Source organism: Micromonospora sp. NPDC003776 (assembly GCF_053605645.1).
This window is the reverse complement of sequence record NZ_JBSGJR010000002.1, coordinates 1-18,513: the sequence shown is the minus strand read 5'-3', so window position 1 is coordinate 18,513 and position 18,513 is coordinate 1. Positions and strand designations below refer to the sequence as shown.

Genomic DNA, 18,513 nt, shown 5'->3' with positions numbered 1-18,513 from the left:
GGTGGCTAATCGCCCTGGCTGTGCGGAGGGATCAGCTGCAGGTCGCGGAATTCGTCGAACCACGGGTAGCCCTGCCCGGCCAGCCCGTTGGGCGCCGACTGCACGGTGTACGGCGCGAACACGCTGTTGAGCAACCACGGCACCTTGTCCGGGCCGAAGTTCTGCACCATGAGGGTGTCCTGCCGGAAGCCGTAGCTGGCCATGGCCAGCCGCCCGGTGGCCCGGAACGTTGCCATCTGGTCGCGCAGGTAGTGCTGCTGGCTCTCGAACCAGGGGCTGCTGGACAGGAAGTCGTCCCATTGCTGCTGCGGGAACGGGTGCGCGATGGCCGCCTGGATCACCTGCCAGACCTTGGCGTCGGCGGGGAATCCGTAGCGCTCGGCGAAGCCGGCCGGGATCGGGTCGCCCATGTGCTCCTTCCAGTACCAGACGAGGGAGAACTCCGTGGCCAGGAACGTCTGGTCGGGTCGCAGCCGAGGAAGCACGTAGTCGAGGAACGGCTGGGTCGCCTCCCGGCTCGGCACGTGTGGATGGATGTCGACGCCCTGGATCTCAGGTGTCTCCCGGACGAACCGCATCCACCGCTCGGTGGCCGGCGTGCGGCGGTCGGGCAGGTCGAGGCGGTTGAGCGCGCCCATGTAGAGCCGCGTCTTACAGTCCGGCGCGCAGTGCGCCCGGCGGTAGGCGATGACCCGCTCGGCCACGGCCTCGTAAAAGTCGTTCAGGACGTCGGTGCGGTCCTGCGGGCGGCTCTCGATGAACGGCTCGTTCCCGACCACCAGGATGTCCACCCGTCCCATGACGACCGGCAGGACCTTGTCCAGGCGGGCCAGCTCGCCGGCCATCGCTTCGGTGCCCGCCGCCGGCATCTCCGTGTCGGCCAGAGGGAACTTCAGGCTGAGTGCGGTGCCGTAGCCTCGCCGCGAGGCGTCCAGCACGGTACGGAGTGTGGGCGTGCCCGCCGGGTCGCCGTGGTCCGCGTCCGGCATGGTGAAGAATCCCCGGATCCAGGTGGCCCGGGCGGCCTGAAGTTCCCGGTAGTTGAGGCTGTCGAGATTCTGGTTGAAGTTGGCGCCGAGAACACCGTCGGCGGCGTGTGCGCGGGTCATGGAACCTTCGGGCGTCGCACCGGATACGACACCGGCCTGTGCGCTTACGGCCGCCGCGCCCGATACGAGTCCAGTTGTCACGGCGATTACCGACAACAGTCGACGTAACATTCCATTCCTTCCGAGAGGGATTTGGATTGCGCTGCCGACGCTAGGAGGGCCACATTTTTCCGGCAATGACGCGGCACAATCCAAAGTGGCGCAAACGCGGGCGGCCGGGACAGGGAGCGAAGCACCAGCGCGGCGGCCGACTCTCCGGGTAGGAGAAACGGCCGCCGCGCGGGTGTTTCAGGCGGTTGCCATCCGGCCCGGGTTCCGGCGCTCGACGTACAGGCGGCCACCCTGCGGGCCGGTCCATTCGACGCGCACGACACCGGGCACGGCGGCGTCGGCGATGCGCGACGGGTCGGACCAGTAGCCGAAGTTGGGATTACGGAAGAACGTCGCCCACAGTTGGCCGCTGCGATCCATGAAGAAGTTGTTGTGGCCGGCGCCGACGCCCGCGGTCCACCGCTTGGAATACGGGCCCTCGAAATTGTCCGACACCGCGACTATCGCGTCGTACTGATACTGCGTGCGGCCGGGACCGGGCGGGTCGTAGGCGTACCGGGTGCTGCCGTCGGGATTGATCGACGTGCGGTCCCACGCGGCCTGGAGGAGGTAGTACCTGCCCTCGTGCTTGAACACGTACGCACCTTCGAGATACGGCTCGGGCGAGTAGGGCATCTGCTGGAACTTCGGGAGGTTCGTCGTCGGGACGATGTCCTCCATATCGTCCCGGAACTTCGCGTAGAGGTCGTTGTGCAGCACGAGCCACGCGTCGTCGCCCTCGGTGTACATGCTGCCGTCGATGTGGTGGTAGGCGCCGGGCTGGATGAACTTGGGTCCCCCGATGAACGAGTCACCGAAGGGCTTCTCGATGTTGCCCTCGATCAGCCGGTACGGGCCCTCGACCCCGCCCTCGCTCACCAGCAGGAAGGACCCGACCTTCCGGGAGTGGTCACCCATGCAGGCGACGATGTACCACGTGCCGCGGAAGTAGTGCACCTCCGGCGCCCAGGCCTGGCCGCGCTTGCCGAACTGGTCGTCGTACCAGTACTCCTGCCAGGGAGCGACGACTGTGCGTCCCGGCCGGTTCTCGCCGACGAACTCCGGTGACCACACCTTGCCCCGCTCGGCGTCGGGCCGGATGCCGGTGGTGTCGGCCAGCCTCCACGGCCCGTACAGGGACGGAGACACCCACAGGAAGATGCCGTCGTTCCACGGGCCGGCCGCGTCGAGCCCCGGTACCCGGGTGGTGCCCGTGGCGACGTACATCGGACGACCGTCGACGACGAAGCAGTTGACGTAGGTGTCGCGCATCCAGACCCGGCCGCGCTCCTCGTCCCGCGGCCGCAGCTCGAGCGGGAGGATGAAGGAGTTGTCCTCACGCGGCCACAGGTCCAGCTGGTTGTCCGCGAGCCCGTAGGGCTGGGGGTCGGGCCAGTTCGACGGGAACGACCGCGTCGGCGGAACCGCCGCCGAAGCCGCCTGCGCCGCGGTAGCGGGAAGTGCCGCCACTCCGAGGAAGCCAGCGACACCGGCCAACAAGGACCTCCGGTCGACGTGCAACCCGTTGTCGGAACTGCTCATCAGTCACGTCCTCCAGTCATGCAGGACGTCTGCCCTGCCTGCGAGGCAGGCTAGTGAGCCGGATTTCGACAGTGAATAGATGACAAAATGGTTTCTGATGCGCGTCCGCTGCGGCCTGGCACCGACATCAGGAGTTCCTCTCCCCCCGGGGGTCGGCCAACTCCATGAACCGGCAGTCGCGGCGTCCTCGGGCGCCGCGCGCCAGATGCCGGCAGCGTCGGCGCAGCTGGATCAAGGGGCGCGATGCCGCGTTCCATCGCCACCTTCTTGACGCCGTCGATACCCGGGCCGGCCTTCCTCGGCGGGGGGCTCGAGATCATCTCGCCGAAGATGATCGGCCTCGCCGGCGCCGGCACCGCCGCCGCGGGCCAGAACCACGCCAAGGGCCAGCAAACCAACGAGAATCAGTAGTGTTTCCAATCCTGGGTCCTCGCAGGTCTGGATCGCATGCCGAACACATTTACGAATCTGAGCGAACACCGCGGGAAGGTACCGGGCTGCCGCTCCTGCCGTCGGGCAGGCTCAACACAATAACCTCGTCGAGCAGCGTCTCGGCCGAGCCCCTCACCAGTTTCGTGAGGTGTGCAGTACAGCGAGTGCCACGCTGAGACCGCCGGCGGCGGTGGCGAGGGCGACGGCCGCCAACCAGCGGCCGGGCGCGCGGGCCGCGCTCAGCACGGCCGGGGCGGCAGAGGGCGGGAGACGGCGTCGCAGCGCCGCTGCGGCGACGATGATCACTGCCGCCGCGCCGCCGATGGCGGCCAGGAAGGCCCAGCCGCCGCGGTGCGGCAGGAGGAACCGGCCGGCCACGGCCGTCGCGACGACAAATGCGGTTGCGGTGCGGCGCCACGCCAGCACTGTCCGTTCAATCTGCAGCCCCTGATCAGCTGGCGCGGCCGGCCGCGGGACGGGTCGTGAGGGCAGCGAGTGGCCAGGGTCGGTCACAGGATGAGCCCCAGCAGGACTAGGACGCCGACGAGCAGGAGGCCCGCACCGACCGGTACGGCCATCAGCGGCGGTGGGAGGCCTCTCCCCCGTCTCAGGGCCAGTTCGGTGCGGACCCAGCCGAACCAGGCCTGGGCGGGGGCGGCGGCGCCCAGCAGGATCAGCACGATCGCCGACGCTCGGCGCAGCCCGGGCACGATCGGCAGGTTCACCGCCTCCAACGCCACGCCTGCGGCGAACAGCGCCAGGGAGGTGCGGATCCACGCCAGGAACGTGCGTTCGTTGGCGAGGCTGAATCGTGGATCGGGGTCGCTGCCCTGGCTGAAGACGCGGCGAGGCCACCGGGTCGAGGCGCCCTCAGATGCCTGGCTGTCGGCGGGCGGGGCGGTGGAGTCAGGTTTCACCATGCTGAGAGCCCCTTGACGATCGCGATGACGCTTCCGGTGAGGGCGAGCGCCAGCACCCAACGGCGGGTGGCGGTCTCCGGCAGCCACCGGGCGAGCCAGTGCCCGCCGCCGATTCCGGCGAGCATTGCCGCCCCGCAGGCCAGCAGCAGCCTAGACGACAGGACCGGCGGGCCCTTTGCCGCCAGCGACAGCACGTTCGTGACCAGGCCGACGAGCTGCACGGTGGGGACGAAGCTTCGGTGCTCCCAGTCGGTGCTCGCGGCGTAGACCGCGAGCGGGGGTCCGCCCGTTCCGGCGGTGGTGTTGAAGAAGCCGGACGCGAAGCCCGATGCCACCGCCCCGCCCCGCTGTCTGAGGAAGGGCATGCTCTGGCCGGCCGCCACCCAGCTTACTGATCCCGCGGTGATCAGGCCGATGCCGACGAGCAGGACCGGACCGGGCAGTTCGCGGACCACCCAGACGCCCAGGGGCAGGGCCAGGATCACCCCGGTGATCATCTGGAGGGCGACGCGGCGGCGCAGCGTCCGGGCGGTCACGCACAGCACGATCAGGTTGATCGTGGCGGAGAGCAGGTTGGCCAGGGTGACGCCCGAGAAAGGGCCGAGGATGACGACCAGGAACGGGGCGGCCACGAGGGCGAAGCCCAGGCCGGTTGCTCTCTGCATGGTGGCGCCGAGGGCGACCGCGCCGACGGCGAGCACGTCGCCGATGGGCACCATGTCAGTCGGACACGGCGTCGTCGACCACGTCGGCGAGGCGTCGCAGCCGGTCGACCGAGATGTTGCGCAGGTCGTCGGCCATGGTGGGGCTGCCGACGACCGACGCCCAGACGGCGCGGCCGGCGAGGAAGCCGGAGGCTCCGGCCCGGCAGGCGAGTCGCACGGCGTCGGGGAACAGTTCTGCCGGTACGCCGGAGGACAGTACGACCCACGGGCTGTTGATGGCTGAGGTCAGCGCCTCGCATCCTGCGGTGATCTCGTCGGGGGTGCCCTTGCCGTGGGTCGGTACCTCGGACTTGTAGAGGTCGGCGCCGAGGTCGCCGAGTTCGCGGGCGGCGGCGTGGATGCCCGCTTCGTGGTCGTAGGCGCTGCCGTCGCGGGGGCCGCGGGAGACCGGTTCGATGATGCTGACGAGGCCGGCGTCGCGGCAGCGGGTGACGAAGTCGGTGACCATGGCGATTCGCGGGTCGGGCGCCTCGTCGGGCCGGTAGAGCACGAGCAGCTTGAGGGCCTTCGCGCCTTCCTTCTTCACGGTCTCGGGGTCGACCTCGGGGTCGATGGTCACGTCTGCGACGAACTCGGTGGCGCTGGGGGTGAACGCGTCGGCCGCTGCGATCAGCGCGCAGGAGGGGTCGACGGCGTTGTCGGCGATGACGGCGTCCCAGCCGAACTGCTTGTCGATGAGGATCGCCGAGGCGTACGGGCTGAGCGCCCGTGCGGCGTCGACCTTGAAGGCGGTCAGCTGCGCGTCGGTCACCGGCTGGGGCTGGCGTGCGGCGAACATGGCGCGCAGGGCCTCGCGCTGGTCGACGGCGAGCATGGCGTAGCCGCCTGAGGGGCGGGCGAGGATCGAGGGGTTGACGGTCACTGTTTCCTCCAGCGCGGGAGCGTCCGGTCCGCCGCCGAGGTGGGCGACGCCGAGGCGCCAAGAATCAAAGGATGTTCGAAAACTAACATCCGATGGTGGGGAAAGAACAGAGGCTAGACTACGGACGTGTCAGTGGAAGCCATGCGCTACGACGGCGCCCCGCAGCGGCGCACGCACATCATGGCCGCGCTGCGCCGGGCCGGCTTCCTCTCCGTCGCCGACATCAGCGCCCAACTCGGCGTCTCGCAGATGACGGTCCGCCGCGACCTGCGGCGACTGGCCGACAACGGTGAGGTCCAGCTGGTCCACGGCGGCGTCAGCCTCCCGCCGGGCGGCGTCGCGGCCCCCGGGTACGCCTCCCGCGCCCTGAGCCACGCCGGCGCCAAGCGGGCGATCGGCGCCGCGGCGGTCCGCCTGGTCCAGGGCGGGGACACGATCGGCATCGACAGCGGCACGACCGCCGCCGAGGTGGCCCACGCGCTGCCTGAGGACTTCGACGGCTGCGTGATCACCCACTCGGTTCCCGTGCTGGCCCACATGCTGTCCCGGCCCAGGTCAAGGGTCATCGGGATCGGCGGCGAGCTGCTGCACGACAACCAGGCGATGGTGGGCTTCGCCGCGCTGGATCTCGTCCGGCGCATGCGGGTGCGCCTGCTGTTCCTCGGTGCCAGCGCCGTCGATGAGCGGGGTGCGTACGTGCGCTCGGAGGTCGAGCTGAGCGCCAAGCACGCCCTCATGGACATCGCCGACGAGGTTGTGCTGCTCGCCGATGCGAGCAAGCTGACGGCCACGGCGCCCGTTCAGGTGTGCGGGTTCGACCGCATCGACACCCTGCTCGTGGACGGTCCGCTGCCCGCCGCCGTGGCCGCGGCCGCGCGCCGCACGGGCACCCGCGTCCTGACCACCTAGCCGTCCGAAGCGCCGGAGCCGGTGTAGACCGTCCCCAGTCGTGGCGAATTCTCCCGGTGCGGCCCCCGGACGCGGCATAGGTCTGCGCCGTCGCGCCCCCGCTGGGGCATAAGTGCGTTTTGCCGGCTGCAAACTCGCTGCCTTTTCTTTGTTTCGTGCTCTTGACGTCTCGGTGACATGCGTTCAACACTGCATGCAGATCTCGTCGACGTGAGAGAAGGCACATGGACCTCAAGGCCGCCCCCTCAGCCACGGAGACCGGCGTGGCCGTGCTGCCGGACGCCGACGTGGTGGACGTGCGGTGCCGGATCTTCCGGGCGCGCCCCACCGAGGCGATCGCCATGTCCTTCGCGCCGCTGACCCACCGCGTGATGGTCCTGATCGAGGTCGAACTGGCCGACGGTTCGGTCGGCGTCGGCGAGAGCTGGGCGAACTACCCGGCCTGGGCGTGGCGCGAGCGGGTCGCCACCATCCACGACGGCGTCGCGCCGCTCATCAAGGGTCGCCGCTTTCCGGACCCGGCCACGGCCCAGCGTGCGCTGGTCGCACAGCTGTCGCCGCTGGGCCGCCAGTGGGGCGCCCCCGGCCCGGTTCACCAGGCGATCAGCGGCGTCGACATGGCGCTGTGGGACCTCGCCGCCCGCCACGCCGGCACCAGCCTGGCGCGACTGCTCAGCGCGAACCCCCGCACGGAACTGCCGGTCTACGGCTCCAGCCTCGGACCCACCGGCGTCGCCGAGGTCGCCCACCGCTGCGCCGCGCTCGGGCTCACCGCCGTCAAGGTCAAGGTCGGGTTCGGCGCGGACACCGACCTGAGCAACGTCGGGACCGCCCGGCGGATCCTCGGCGACCAGGTGCAGATCTTCGCCGACGCCAACCAGGCGTGGCGGCTGGCCGATGCGCTGGAGATGATCCCGGCGCTGGCCGACCTCGGCGTCGCGTGGGTTGAGGAGCCACTCGCCGGCGACCGCCCCGCCGAACTGGCCGAGCTGAGCCGGCGCACCCGGATGCCGCTGGCGACCGGGGAGAACCTCTACGGCGCCGCGGCGTTCACGCCGTACCTGGACGCGGTGGAGATCCTGCAACCGGACCTCAGCAAGGTCGGCGGCGTCACCGAATACCTGCAGGTGCTGGCGGCCGCGACGGCAGCCGGACGCACCGTCAACCCGCACCTCTACAACGGTGCCGTCGCCACCGCCGCCACCGTCCAGGCCGGCGCCATCTCACCAGCGACCCGGCTCATCGAGTGGGACATCCGCTCCAACCCGCTGCGGCAGGCCGCCGACGGCCTGCTCACCGCCCACGGCACGGTCCGCGTGCCGGACGGGCCCGGATTCGGCATCGAACTCGACCAGCACCAGCTCGACGCGTACGAGGAGCAGCTACCGTGACCGACCCCATCGTCAACGACATCCGCTCGGCCGCCACCGCCGTACGCGTGCACGGCCGGGTGGCGGGCGGACCGCGGCTCGCGGTGCTCGACCCGGCCACCGGCACGCCGTTCACCGAGGTCAGCACGGGCAACGGCGCGGACGCGGCGGCGGCGCTCGGTCTCGCCCGGCAGGCCCTGCCCGTCTGGGCCGGCACGTCGCCCGCCGCGCGGTCGGCGGCCCTGCGGGCCATCGCCGCAGACGTCGAGGCGCTCGCCGCGCAGCCCGAGTGGCCCGCCCTGATCACCAGGGAGAGCGGCAAGCGGCTCGCCGAATCGGTGGCCGAACTGGGGCTGACCGTCGCCTACTTCCGCATCATCGCGGACCTGCTGGACCGGCAGGAGGCCGAGCGGCTGTCCGTCGTACCCGGCATCAGCCACCGGGTGACCACCCGGCCCGCCGGTGTCGCCGCGGTCCTGACCCCCTGGAACTTCCCGGTCTCCATCCCGGCTCGCAAGATCGCGCCGGCGCTGGCAGCCGGCTGCCCGGTGCTGTTCAAGCCCTCCGAACTGACGCCGCTGTCATCGATGGTGCTCGCCGCGGTCGTCGAACGGCACGTCCCCGAAGGGGTCCTGTCGACGGTGCTCGGCACCCCCGCCGACGTCGTCGACCCGTGGCTTGCTGACCGCAGCGTCGGCGTCGTGTCCTTCACCGGGTCGACCCGGGTCGGGCGGCTGGTCGCCGCGGCCACAGCGCCACGCTTCGTGCGCACGGTGATGGAACTCGGCGGCTGCGCACCGTTTATCGTGCTGCCCGATGCCGATCCGCAGGCGGCTGCGCAGACGCTGCTGGTGGCCAAGTACCGCAACAACGGCCAGTCCTGCATCGCGGCGAACCAGATCCTCGTGGCCCGCGAGGTCGCCGCCGAATTCACCGAGGCGTTCATCGCGGCGACCGAGAAGATGGTCGTCGGCCCGCCCACCGATCCAGCCACCGACCTCGGCCCCCTGGCCCCGGCCGCCGACCCGGCCCGGATGGCCGCACTCGTCGAGGAGGCGGTGAGCAAGGGCGCGAAGAAGATCACCAGCGGCGCCGTCCCCGACAGCGGCCACTTCGCGCCGGCGACCGTGCTGCTGGACGCGCCCGTCGACAGCCGGGTGATGACCGACGAGATCTTCGGCCCCATCGCGCCGATCCACGTCTACGACGACCTCGACGACGCGCTGGCCCTGCACCACGCCACCGGGTACGGCCTGGCCGGCTACGTCTGCAGCGCGGACCTCGACCGCGCCCACGCCGTCGCCGACCGGCTCTGCGCCGGGATCGTCGGCATCAACACCGGCACCCCGAACACGCCGTGGATCCCGTTCGGCGGCGTGCAGGACTCGGGCCTGGGGTACGAGGGCGGCCGGCCCGGCCTGGAAGCCTTCCAGACCTTCCTGTCCGTCGCCTCCAAGGCGCAGGTGTGACCATGCGACTGGTCATCGGACAGACCGGCGCGCCCACCAGCGTCGTCAACGCCAGCCTCCACGGCTTCCTTGAGGCGGCGGCGGACCACGACGTGCTCGCGCTGCGGGGCGGCCCGGACGGCCTCGTCGAGGGCCGGCTCACCCCGGTCACCGCCGCGGACGTGCCGGCCGCCGCCACCCGCCACGGCGGATCCTGGCTCGGCGCCGGGCGGCGGGCGGTCACCGAAGCGGACCTGGACACCGCGCTGGACGCGCTGGCCGCCAACGACGTCGACGGCGTGGCGCTGATCGGCGGCAACGGGACGATGGCACTGCTGCACGCCCTCGCCGGGCGGGCCGCCGCGACCGGACGCGAACTGAACGTCGTCGGCATCCCGAAGACCGTGGACAACGACCTGGTCGGCATCGACCACTGCCCCGGCTACGGGTCCGCCGCCCGCTACCTGACCACGGTCGTGCCGGACCTGGCCCGCGACCACGAGGCGATGCGCGGCATCGAACCGGTCCGCATCGTGGAAACCCTCGGCCGCTCGGTGGGCTGGCTGGCCCTCGCCGCGACCTGGCACCGCGACGATCCGGCGTACGCGCCGCACCTGGTCCTGATCCCGGAGCTCACCTTCGACCGGGCGGCGTTCCTCACCGCCGTGCAGGACGCCCTGCGCACCCACGGTCGGGCGTTCGTGGTCGTCAGCGAAGGCGCCGCCAGTGAGCTGACCGACGACCCGTTCGAGGCGGTCAACCACACCCGGATCATCCTCGGCGGCGTCTCCCGGACCCTCGCGGGGCTGGTGAGCACCGAACTGGGCGTCGCCGCCCGCGGTGAGGTCCTCGGCATGGTGCAGCGCAGCAGCGGCGCGCTCGCCAGCGACGTCGACCGGGCGGAGGCGGCAGAGGCCGGGCGGCAGGCGGCGAAGCTGCTGGCCGACCGCGCCACCGGACTGATGGTCGGCCTGCAGCGCAGCGCCGGCGAGACCGTGTACGACCCGGTGCCGCTCGCGGAGGTGGCCGGCCGGACCCGGCCCGTGCCGCCGCGGTGGCGCAGTACCAACCCCGCCGACCTCGGCGACTTCTACGACTGGCTTACCCCACTCCTCGGTCAGAACTGAAAGGCATAACGAGATGCGGAACAAGTTCTTGAGCGCCGGGTTCGCCCTGGCCCTCGTCGGCGGGCTGGCCGCCGGCTGCGGCGGCGGCGACTCCGGCGGCAGCGCCAACGAGATCTCGATCGTCATGTCCAACCACCCATGGCAGAAGGCCATCGAGCCGCTGATCCCGGAGTTCGAGAAGACCTCCGGTGTGAAGGTGAAGGTGCAGACCTTCGCCGAGCAGCAGGCGCGCGACAAGATCTCGCTGAACCTGCAGTCACACAGCTCCTCCATGGATGTGTTCATGACGCTGCCGTCGCGGGAGGGCCTGCAGTTCGCCAAGGCCGGCTACTACGCTCCGCTCGACGACTACATGAGCAAGTCCGCCAGCTACGACGCCGCCGATTTCCCGGCCGCGGTCAAGACCGGCATGACGATCCAGGACAAGATGATCGCCGCGCCGGTGAACGTCGAGGGTGTCGTCCTCTACTACCGCACGGACCTGTTCAAGCAGTACGGCATCACGCCGCCGAAGACCCTCGACGAGCTGCCCACGGTCGCAGCGGCGATCAAGCAGAAGTCCGCTGGCAAGGTCACCCCGATCGCGCTGCGCGGCCAGTCCGCCGCGCTGCCGTTCACCTTCGGCCCGTTCCTGCACTCGCAGGGCGTGGAGTGGACCAAGCCCGACGGCACCCCCAACTTCGACAGCCCGGGCGCCGCTGACGCGATCAACCGGTACGCGACCCTCGCCAAGGAGTACGGCCCGCCCGGCGTGGTCAACAACACCTACACCCAGTCCTCGGCGCTGTTCGCGGCCGGCAACGCGGCGATGGAGCTGGAGTCCAGCAACGAGGTCAGCAGCATCAACGACCCGAAGACCTCCAAGGTGGTCGGCAAGATCGGGGTGCTGGACTTCCCGGCCGGCTCGGCGGGCTCGAAGTCGACCGTCCTGAACTGGGGCATCGCGATGTCCTCGTACTCCAAGCACAAGGACGCGGCCTGGAAGTTCATCGAGTGGGCGACCGGCAAGGCGACCCAGCTCAAGCTGACCGAGGGTGGCATCGCGCCGCCGCGGACCTCCGTCGCCCAGGACAAGGCGTACACCGACACGCTGAACACCGACACGCTGAAGCAGTGGAGCAAGGCGCTGGCCAACGTGCAGGAGAACGGCTCCACCGAGGTCGGCCCGGTCGGTGTCGCCGCCCCTGAGATGCGCAAGGTCGTCGGCGACGCGGTCGGCAAGGTGATCCTCGGCCAGGCCGACGCCAACGCCGCGGCCAAGCAGATCCAGGACGGCCTGACCCCGCTGCTGGCGAAGAACGCGAGCTAACTGCCATGAGCGCCCTGATCACGAAGTCGCCCGCCGCCTCCGGCTCCGCCAGTGCGGGGCCGGGGGCGGGGGCGCCGCCCCCGCGCCGCCGCCGGGTCGACCCGACCGCCCGGGGCGTGCTGCCGTTCGCGCTGCCGGCCGTGCTGGTCACGGCCGTGCTCGTGCTGGTGCCGATCGCGTACACGGTCTGGCTGTCCGTCAGCGACCGGCACGCCGACGGGACGAACTCCGGCTTCCTCGGGTTCGCCAACTACGCCGAGATGTTCGGCAACCCGCAGTTCTGGAACTCGCTGAAGATCACGCTGTTCCTCTTCGTGGTCTGCCTGCTGGTGGAGACCGTCCTCGGGCTGGCCCTGGGCTACGTGATGAGCCTCGACGTGCCGGGCCGGCGGATCTTCCAGGGCATGATGCTGGTCCCGGCGATCACCGCGTCCGTCGCGGTCGGCCTGGTCTGGCTGCTGATCATGGACCCGTCGCTCGGCGCGGCCAACCAGATCCTCGCCAAGGTGGGCATCGACCCGGTGGTGTGGCTCGGCGACCCGGACATCGCCCCCTGGTCCATCGCCCTGGTCGACATCTGGCAGTGGACGCCGTTCATGGCGCTGATCATCTCCGCCGGGATCCGGGCGCTGCCCGAGGAGCCGTTCGAAGCCGCCGCGATCGACGGCGCGAGCGGCTGGCGCACGGCCTGGAACATCGGCCTGCCGCTCCTGCGCCCCGTGCTCACCGTGGCGATGCTGCTGCGCACCGTCGACCTGGTGCGCTTCTTCGACACGATCTACATCATGACCCAGGGGGGTCCGGTGAACTCCACGAACACCCTCAACGTGTACGGCTACAACGCCGGCTTCGTCGACCACGAGCCGAGCTACGCCGCCGCCCTACAGATCGCCCTGCTCGTCCTGGTGATCGTGATCGCGGGCGGGTTCACCTGGTTCCGGCAGCGGGCCGCGCGATGAACAAGCGCGTCGGCGGCGTGTACGCCGCATACCTCGTCTTCGCCGTCATCTTCTTCGGCCCGGTGCTGTTCATGCTCTGGTCGTCGCTGCGCAACAACGTCGACATCACCGGCTCGCTGTTCAACGTCGGGTCGCCGCTGACGCTGGAGAACTTCACCAACCTGTTCGAGCGCTTCGAGTTCGGCCGCTACATCGCCAACAGCTTCATCGTGGCCGGCGGGTCCACCATCCTCGGGCTCGTCCTCGGCGCGCCGGCCGCGTACGTGATCGTGCGCCGCAAGATCGCCGCGCTGGGCTTCGTCACGCTGCTGGCCCGCATGGCCCCCGGCGTGCTGTTCGTGCTGCCGCTGTTCGTGCTGTCCACCCGCATCGGCGGCCCGGACAGCCTCGCGCTCAACTACGCGCTGCTGATCGCCGCGCACCTGATCATCACGCTGCCGCTGTGCATCTGGCTGCTGGTGCCGTTCTTCGAGGAGATCCCGATCAGCATCGAGGAGTCCACGCTGATCGACGGCGCGAACGCCTGGCAGCGGTTCCGCCAGATCGCGCTGCCGCTGGCCCTGCCCGGGCTGTCCGTCGCGCTGACACTCAGCTTCATCTTCAGCTGGAACTACTTCCTGTTCGCACTCGCCCTGGCCAACGAGCGGACCCTGCCGCTGACCGTCATCGCGTTCAACTTCATCGGCCAGGGATCCAACGACTTCGGCGGCCTGATGGCCGCGAGCACCCTAATCTCCGCACCCGCCCTGCTGCTGACGGTCTTCGCGCAGCGCTGGCTGGTCCGCGGCATCACCGGAGGAGCCGTCAAGTGACATCCATGCGGGCCCGCTTCCAGGGCAACGGCGAAATCACATTCGACAAGGTCGCCCTCGGCGACATCGCCGAGGGCGACGTGCGGCTGCGGGTCGACGTCTGCGCGCTCTGCGGATCGGACAAGCGGCTGCTGCACAGCGGCGCGCCCGTCGTCCCGGGCCACGAGATCGGCGGCACGGTCGTCGGCGGGGCGCTGCCCGAAGGCACCCGCGGCATCGTCTACATCCCCGTCTTCTGCGGCACCTGCCTACGCTGCGCCGCCGGGCGCACCAACCAGTGCCTGAACCTGTCGCAGCTGATCGGCTGGCAGCGCGACGGCGGCTTCGCCGAGCACGTGGACGTCCCCGCCCGGTGCGTCCTGCCCGTGCCGGACGACATCCCGCTGTCGGTGGCGGTCCTCGGACTCGACACGGTCGGCACCGCCGCCCACGCCCTGCGGCTGGCGCAGCGAACGCAGGACTCGGTGGACCGGGCGCTGGTCGTCGGCGCCGGGCCGCTCGGCCTCGGTGTCGTCGCCGTCGCCCAGGCCATGGGAATCGCCGTGGACGCCTACGACCCCAACCCCACCCGCCTCGCGGCCGCGGCGGCACTGGGCGCCACGCCCGCCGGCGACCTGTCCGCCGAGAACCAGTACGACATGGTCGTCGAGGTCAGCGGCGCGAACGCGGCCCGGGAGACAGCACAGCGGGTGGTCCGGCCCGGCGGCACGATCGTCGCGCTCGGCGAGTCGAACGAGCCGTACACGATGCCCGCGACGCCGCGCTGGCGGCGGACCGACTGCTACACCGTCCGGTCCTTCTACTTCCCCGTCAACGAGGTCGAGGCGAACTGGGACCTGCTGCGGGTCATGGGCGCCTCGCTGCGCGACCTCATCGTCAAACCCCTCACCCTGCCGGAGCTGCCCGAGGCGTTCGCCCGCTTCGTAGCCGGCGACTACGTCAAGCCGTGCATCGTGTCCGCGGACGCCCACCTCGTGTCGGAGGCACCCCGATGAGCCTGTTGATCCTCGCCGTCGACCAGCGACCCTGGCTCACCCAGGCCCTCTACGGCCACACCGCCACCGCCCTGCCCGCCGAACGCGCCGCGATCACCGACGGCAAGCACATGGTCCTGGAAGGACTGCTCGCCGCCCTCGACGCCGAGCCGCGCCTGGCCGCGCACGCCGGCATCCTCGTCGACGAGCAGCTCGGGGCGGGCGTTCCCGAGCGGGGCCGAGCCCAGCACGTCACGCTGAGCATGCCGGTCGAACGCGGCGGCTGCGACGTGTACGAGACCGAACCCGCCGACCTGCCGGGCTTCCTCGCCCACTTCCGCCCCGAACTGCCCAAGGTGCTGGTCCGCTACAACGTCGAAGGGTCGGCGACGGACAACCGCGAGCAGCGGTCCCGGCTGGCCAAGGTCTCCCAGGCCGTCCGGGACTCCGGCGGCCGGTTCCTCTTCGAACTGCTCGTGCCTCCCACACCGCAGCAGCGGGACATCCCCAGCGAGGTGTTCGACACCGAGGTACGGCCCGCACTCATCCACCGGGCGATGACCGAAATCCTCGAAGAGGTGCCCGTCGACGTCTGGAAGCTGGAACACCTCGGCGCCCCGGAGCACTACCGAACCGCCGCCGACCTCGCCGCCCAGGCCAGCGGCGAATGCATCCTGCTGGGCGCGAACGCACCGACCGCCACACTCGACGGATGGCTGACCGACGCCGCCGCCAACGGGTTCACCGGCTTCGCCATCGGCCGTAGCATCTGGTGGGACTCGCTGCGCGGACTCCTGGCCGGCGAACTGACACGGCCCGAGGCGACCGCGGCGGTCGCTGCCAACTACCGCCACTTCGCAGGGACGTTCCTCCAGTGACCAGCTCTCTCCAGACCGACCCGCAGCGCGTCGGTGAAGTGCTCTACAAGACCCTGCGCGACCGGATCATCTCCGGTGAGCTACGGCCCGGCACGCGGCTGAGCGTCCCGGCCCTCGCCGAGGAGTTCCGCGTCAGCCGCAGCCCCGTCCGAGACGCGGTCATCCGCCTCGTCCAGGAAAACCTAGCCGCCGAGACGATGAACCGCGGCGCGGAGGTCGCACGCATCTCCCGCGCCGAACTCGTCAGCCTCTACGAGGCGCGCGAGGTCCTGGAAGGAGCCGTGGCGCGGCTGGCCACGGAGAAGTACGACGGCGCGCTACGGCGAAGCCTGCTCGCGCTGCTCACCGAACACCGCGTGGTCGCCGAAGAGGGTGACTTCGCCCGCCACATCGAACTGGACGCGGCGTTCCACCGCGAGATCAGGCAAGCGGCACAGAGCCCCGTGCTGGCCCGGATGCTCGACGGCGTCCAGAGCCGGGTCCTGGTGGCGATGCGCTCGACCAGCCTGACCGGTGGCATGGTCCAGGCCGTTCACGACCACCAGGCCATCTTCGAGGCCATCGGCTCCGGCGACGCAGAAGCCGCCGAGGAAGCCGCCCGCGCGCACATCCGCCGACTCAGGGAGTTACTCCGTGCTGCTGACTGAGGCCCGCTTCTTCGGCACCGGCGACGTACGGCTGCTCAAGTCCGCGCCCGCACCGCTCGGCCCGGCGGAGGTGGCGATCGCGCCCCTCGCGGTGGGCGTCTGCGGCACCGACAGCCACATCGTCGCCGGCAGCTTCGCCGCCGCCCCGCAGGTCGTGCTCGGCCACGAGGTGTGCGGGCGGATCACCGAAGTCGGTACGGCCGTCGACGAGCTCTCCGTCGGCGACCTGGTCACCGTCGAACCGCACGACTACTGCACCCGGTGCACGTACTGCCGGCTCGGGCAGGAACACCTCTGCGACAGCAAGCGCGGATACGGCGTCAAACTCGACGGAGGCATGACCGAGCGAATGGTGGCGCCGGCGCGGATCGCGTACCGGCTCCCCCAGGCGACGCCGCCGTGGATCGGCGCGCTCACCGAGCCGCTCGCCTGCTGCCTGCACGGCATGGACCAACTGAACCCGCGCTCCGGGCTGCCCATCCTCATCTTCGGCGCCGGACCCGCCGGAGCGATCATGGTCGCCCTCGCCAAGGCCCGCGGGCTCGCGCCCATCGTGGTACTCGACCCGCGCGCCGACCGCCGCGACGCCGCCCTGCGGATGGGCGCGGACGCCGCCCTCGACCCGGCGTCGCTGGACGAAGCCACCTCGCTGACCGGCGGACTCGGCTTCCCACACGTGATCGACGCGGTCGGCTCCGGCCGGATCCTGGAAACCGCGATCACCGTCTCGTCACGCGGCGGTCGCATCCTCGTCTTCGGGGTCGCCCGACCCGACGACGAGGCCCGGGTACGCCCCAACGAGATCTTCGCGCGAGAGCTGACCCTGGTCGGTGCGGTGATCAACCCGTACACCCACCACCGGGCCGTGCAGATGCTGCCGACCCTCGGCCTGGACCGGCTGCGCCCGGCCTTCTACCGCCTGGACCAACTGCCCGAGGCCCTTGAATCGCAACGGACCGGTACTGCCGACAAGGTGTTCATCGCCCCGCACGGCATCGCCGCCGCACAAGGCTGACACATCAGTGCCGGTACGCGGGCTGGTCATCGCTGGAGGTCAGCCTGGGCGAGGACTTCCGGTAAGACCAGCAGCTTGGCGAGTGCCTTAGATCGCAGGGCGGTAACCGATGAACACAGCCCTGTCGGGGACCGGTGTTGTTTGACGCGGTTGAGCGCAGCGGTTGTCCCTAACCTGCTCTCCGGTCTCGGCTCCGAACCCGGCGAGATTGCCGACGGGCAGGCGGCGTGGCCGAACCGTCAAGACGGCTCGGCCACGCTGTCGGCCGGTCAAGGGTGCACCCGGGTGGCCGGGCTGTCCCCTGGCAAGCCTGACATGTCGGCCTCGACCGGGGGCACCGGAGTGCTTCCCAGAATGTTGCCGTTCTTGGAGTAAGCGGTGAGGGTGGCCGGCTGGTTATGCGGTACCGAAGCGGTGCCGGCGTTCGACTCATCAAGGGTGACCGCGATGGGGGGCGCCGCTGACCGCGACCGTGACGCGGTCCACGTCCGGCGGGGCCACGACGGTCGACCTCACACTGCTGGCATGGGCTGGTCGGCCGCCCTGGTCCAGCCGAGGAAGCGGCGATGCAGCACGCCGGCCGGTGTCCAGGGCATGTCCTCGGTGGCTTGGACGAGGTAGGAACCGAGGTAGAGGGCCAGCGACACCGGGGCGTCGGCGTACTCGGCCCGCAGCTCCCGCTTCCGCGTCGGGCAGGGCCAGGGCAGGTCGCAGCCTCCGCAGCTCCAGATCGGCATGACCGGGCCATGGGTGGTCACCGCACACCCTCCAGGAACCGCGTAGTGATCGTCCGAGCCTGCCGGCTGGTCGCCCAATCCACCTGCCAGCACGGATACGGCGCCAGCCGCGACCACCACACCCGGCAGCCGACGCACATGCCGTCGATCCCTCGGACGTGCACCGCGAGGATCGCCTGCTCCTGCCCGCTACTCACTGCTCACCCTCCTGCGGCCAGTGGCCACGATTGATCGGAATCCGGTGCCGGGCACGGCATGGCAGGTCTGCTCCACAGCGGCAGATGCGCCGCCAGAGCCGCCACGACCACACCGGCCGATGCCTGCGGGCGAGAGTCAGCGCGACGGCCGAGAGGTATTCGTCATACGAGACGCGCCGCACGTACCCTCCCTCGTCGATCACGAGGGCTGCCCGTTGCCCTCGAAGCTGAGAGGGACGCGACGACCAGGCAACACCCGCACCGCCCGCCGCATCCCGTGAGCAAGAAGCTACGGTCGGTTGCAGAGCTGAATGGGTATGGTTCGTACCCCTAGACGAGTAAGTCCTAACTCAGGGCGGGGCTGCGGATGCAGCGAAGGGTGTTGATGATCCGTTTGTGACGACAGACATCAACACCCTTCTCACCGCACTGTACGTGAAGATCGACGACT

At 70.5% G+C, this 18,513-nt stretch carries 20 protein-coding genes; 12 read left to right on the top strand and 8 right to left on the bottom strand.

What is annotated here, in order from left to right:
- Positions 1 to 5: 5 nt before the first annotated feature.
- Positions 6 to 1,109: a hypothetical protein gene (locus ACWEVO_RS00245; RefSeq protein WP_452305364.1), complete on the bottom strand. Its 1,104-nt coding sequence runs from the start codon at positions 1,107 to 1,109 to the stop codon at positions 6 to 8.
- 288 nt (positions 1,110 to 1,397) lie between these two features.
- Positions 1,398 to 2,741, bottom strand: a complete 1,344-nt coding sequence (locus ACWEVO_RS00240; protein ID WP_452305363.1) for a family 43 glycosylhydrolase — start codon at positions 2,739 to 2,741, stop codon at positions 1,398 to 1,400.
- Between the two features lie 243 nt (positions 2,742 to 2,984).
- Between ACWEVO_RS00240 and ACWEVO_RS00235 the strand changes: the two genes are divergently transcribed.
- A complete protein-coding gene (locus ACWEVO_RS00235; RefSeq protein ID WP_452305362.1) occupies positions 2,985 to 3,152 on the top strand; it encodes a hypothetical protein in 168 nt (55 codons plus the stop codon).
- A gap of 153 nt (positions 3,153 to 3,305) precedes the next feature.
- Here ACWEVO_RS00235 and ACWEVO_RS00230 read toward each other — a convergent pair whose 3' ends face one another.
- From ACWEVO_RS00230 to ACWEVO_RS00215, 4 genes are read right to left on the bottom strand one after another with little or no spacing between them, the layout of a single operon-like run.
- The gene (locus ACWEVO_RS00230) at positions 3,306 to 3,686 is read right to left on the bottom strand and encodes a DUF202 domain-containing protein (protein ID WP_452305361.1); all 381 of its coding nucleotides are present in this window, start codon (positions 3,684 to 3,686) and stop codon (positions 3,306 to 3,308) included.
- Entirely contained in the window at positions 3,683 to 4,093 is a 411-nt protein-coding gene (locus ACWEVO_RS00225; RefSeq protein WP_452305360.1) for a YidH family protein, read from the bottom strand. The genes ACWEVO_RS00230 and ACWEVO_RS00225 overlap by 4 nt, the downstream gene beginning before the upstream one ends.
- The gene (locus tag ACWEVO_RS00220; RefSeq protein ID WP_452305359.1) at positions 4,087 to 4,812 is read right to left on the bottom strand and encodes a TSUP family transporter; all 726 of its coding nucleotides are present in this window, start codon (positions 4,810 to 4,812) and stop codon (positions 4,087 to 4,089) included. Before ACWEVO_RS00220 ends, ACWEVO_RS00225 begins: the two co-directional genes overlap by 7 nt.
- 1 nt (position 4,813) lies before the next feature.
- A complete protein-coding gene (locus tag ACWEVO_RS00215; RefSeq protein WP_452305358.1) occupies positions 4,814 to 5,680 on the bottom strand; it encodes a hypothetical protein in 867 nt (288 codons plus the stop codon).
- A 126-nt stretch (positions 5,681 to 5,806) separates the two neighbouring features.
- On the opposite strand from ACWEVO_RS00215, the gene ACWEVO_RS00210 reads away from it, so the two are divergent.
- The 11 genes from ACWEVO_RS00210 to ACWEVO_RS00160 all read left to right on the top strand — a co-directional run bounded on the left by ACWEVO_RS00210 (position 5,807) and on the right by ACWEVO_RS00160 (position 17,128).
- Positions 5,807 to 6,589: a DeoR/GlpR family DNA-binding transcription regulator gene (locus ACWEVO_RS00210; RefSeq protein WP_452305357.1), complete on the top strand. Its 783-nt coding sequence runs from the start codon at positions 5,807 to 5,809 to the stop codon at positions 6,587 to 6,589.
- Positions 6,590 to 6,813: 224 nt separating this feature from the next.
- The gene (locus ACWEVO_RS00205) at positions 6,814 to 7,980 is read left to right on the top strand and encodes a mandelate racemase/muconate lactonizing enzyme family protein (protein WP_452305356.1); all 1,167 of its coding nucleotides are present in this window, start codon (positions 6,814 to 6,816) and stop codon (positions 7,978 to 7,980) included.
- Positions 7,977 to 9,428, top strand: coding sequence for an aldehyde dehydrogenase family protein (locus ACWEVO_RS00200; protein ID WP_452305355.1), 1,452 nt, complete (start codon positions 7,977 to 7,979; stop codon positions 9,426 to 9,428). Before ACWEVO_RS00205 ends, ACWEVO_RS00200 begins: the two co-directional genes overlap by 4 nt.
- Before the next feature lie 2 nt (positions 9,429 to 9,430).
- Positions 9,431 to 10,534: a 6-phosphofructokinase gene (locus ACWEVO_RS00195; RefSeq protein ID WP_452305354.1), complete on the top strand. Its 1,104-nt coding sequence runs from the start codon at positions 9,431 to 9,433 to the stop codon at positions 10,532 to 10,534.
- Between the two features lie 13 nt (positions 10,535 to 10,547).
- Positions 10,548 to 11,843: an ABC transporter substrate-binding protein gene (locus ACWEVO_RS00190; RefSeq protein WP_452305353.1), complete on the top strand. Its 1,296-nt coding sequence runs from the start codon at positions 10,548 to 10,550 to the stop codon at positions 11,841 to 11,843.
- Positions 11,844 to 11,848: 5 nt separating this feature from the next.
- Complete coding sequence (locus ACWEVO_RS00185; RefSeq protein ID WP_452305352.1) at positions 11,849 to 12,802, top strand: carbohydrate ABC transporter permease; 954 nt, start codon at positions 11,849 to 11,851, stop codon at positions 12,800 to 12,802.
- Positions 12,799 to 13,614, top strand: coding sequence for a carbohydrate ABC transporter permease (locus ACWEVO_RS00180; protein ID WP_452305351.1), 816 nt, complete (start codon positions 12,799 to 12,801; stop codon positions 13,612 to 13,614). The genes ACWEVO_RS00185 and ACWEVO_RS00180 overlap by 4 nt, the downstream gene beginning before the upstream one ends.
- Positions 13,615 to 13,619: 5 nt before the next feature.
- The gene (locus tag ACWEVO_RS00175; protein WP_452305389.1) at positions 13,620 to 14,609 is read left to right on the top strand and encodes an alcohol dehydrogenase catalytic domain-containing protein; all 990 of its coding nucleotides are present in this window, start codon (positions 13,620 to 13,622) and stop codon (positions 14,607 to 14,609) included.
- Complete coding sequence (locus ACWEVO_RS00170) at positions 14,606 to 15,466, top strand: 2-deoxy-5-keto-D-gluconate 6-phosphate aldolase domain-containing protein (RefSeq protein ID WP_452305350.1); 861 nt, start codon at positions 14,606 to 14,608, stop codon at positions 15,464 to 15,466. Before ACWEVO_RS00175 ends, ACWEVO_RS00170 begins: the two co-directional genes overlap by 4 nt.
- Positions 15,463 to 16,113, top strand: coding sequence for a GntR family transcriptional regulator (locus tag ACWEVO_RS00165; protein ID WP_452305349.1), 651 nt, complete (start codon positions 15,463 to 15,465; stop codon positions 16,111 to 16,113). Before ACWEVO_RS00170 ends, ACWEVO_RS00165 begins: the two co-directional genes overlap by 4 nt.
- Entirely contained in the window at positions 16,100 to 17,128 is a 1,029-nt protein-coding gene (locus ACWEVO_RS00160) for an alcohol dehydrogenase catalytic domain-containing protein (protein WP_452305348.1), read from the top strand. Before ACWEVO_RS00165 ends, ACWEVO_RS00160 begins: the two co-directional genes overlap by 14 nt.
- A gap of 512 nt (positions 17,129 to 17,640) precedes the next feature.
- On the opposite strand, the gene ACWEVO_RS00155 is transcribed toward ACWEVO_RS00160, so the two are convergent.
- A complete protein-coding gene (locus tag ACWEVO_RS00155) occupies positions 17,641 to 17,886 on the bottom strand; it encodes a hypothetical protein (protein WP_452305347.1) in 246 nt (81 codons plus the stop codon).
- Positions 17,883 to 18,062 (bottom strand): hypothetical protein, encoded by a 180-nt coding sequence (locus ACWEVO_RS00150; protein ID WP_452305346.1) that lies wholly within the window; start codon positions 18,060 to 18,062, stop codon positions 17,883 to 17,885. Before ACWEVO_RS00150 ends, ACWEVO_RS00155 begins: the two co-directional genes overlap by 4 nt.
- Positions 18,063 to 18,513 lie beyond the last annotated feature (451 nt).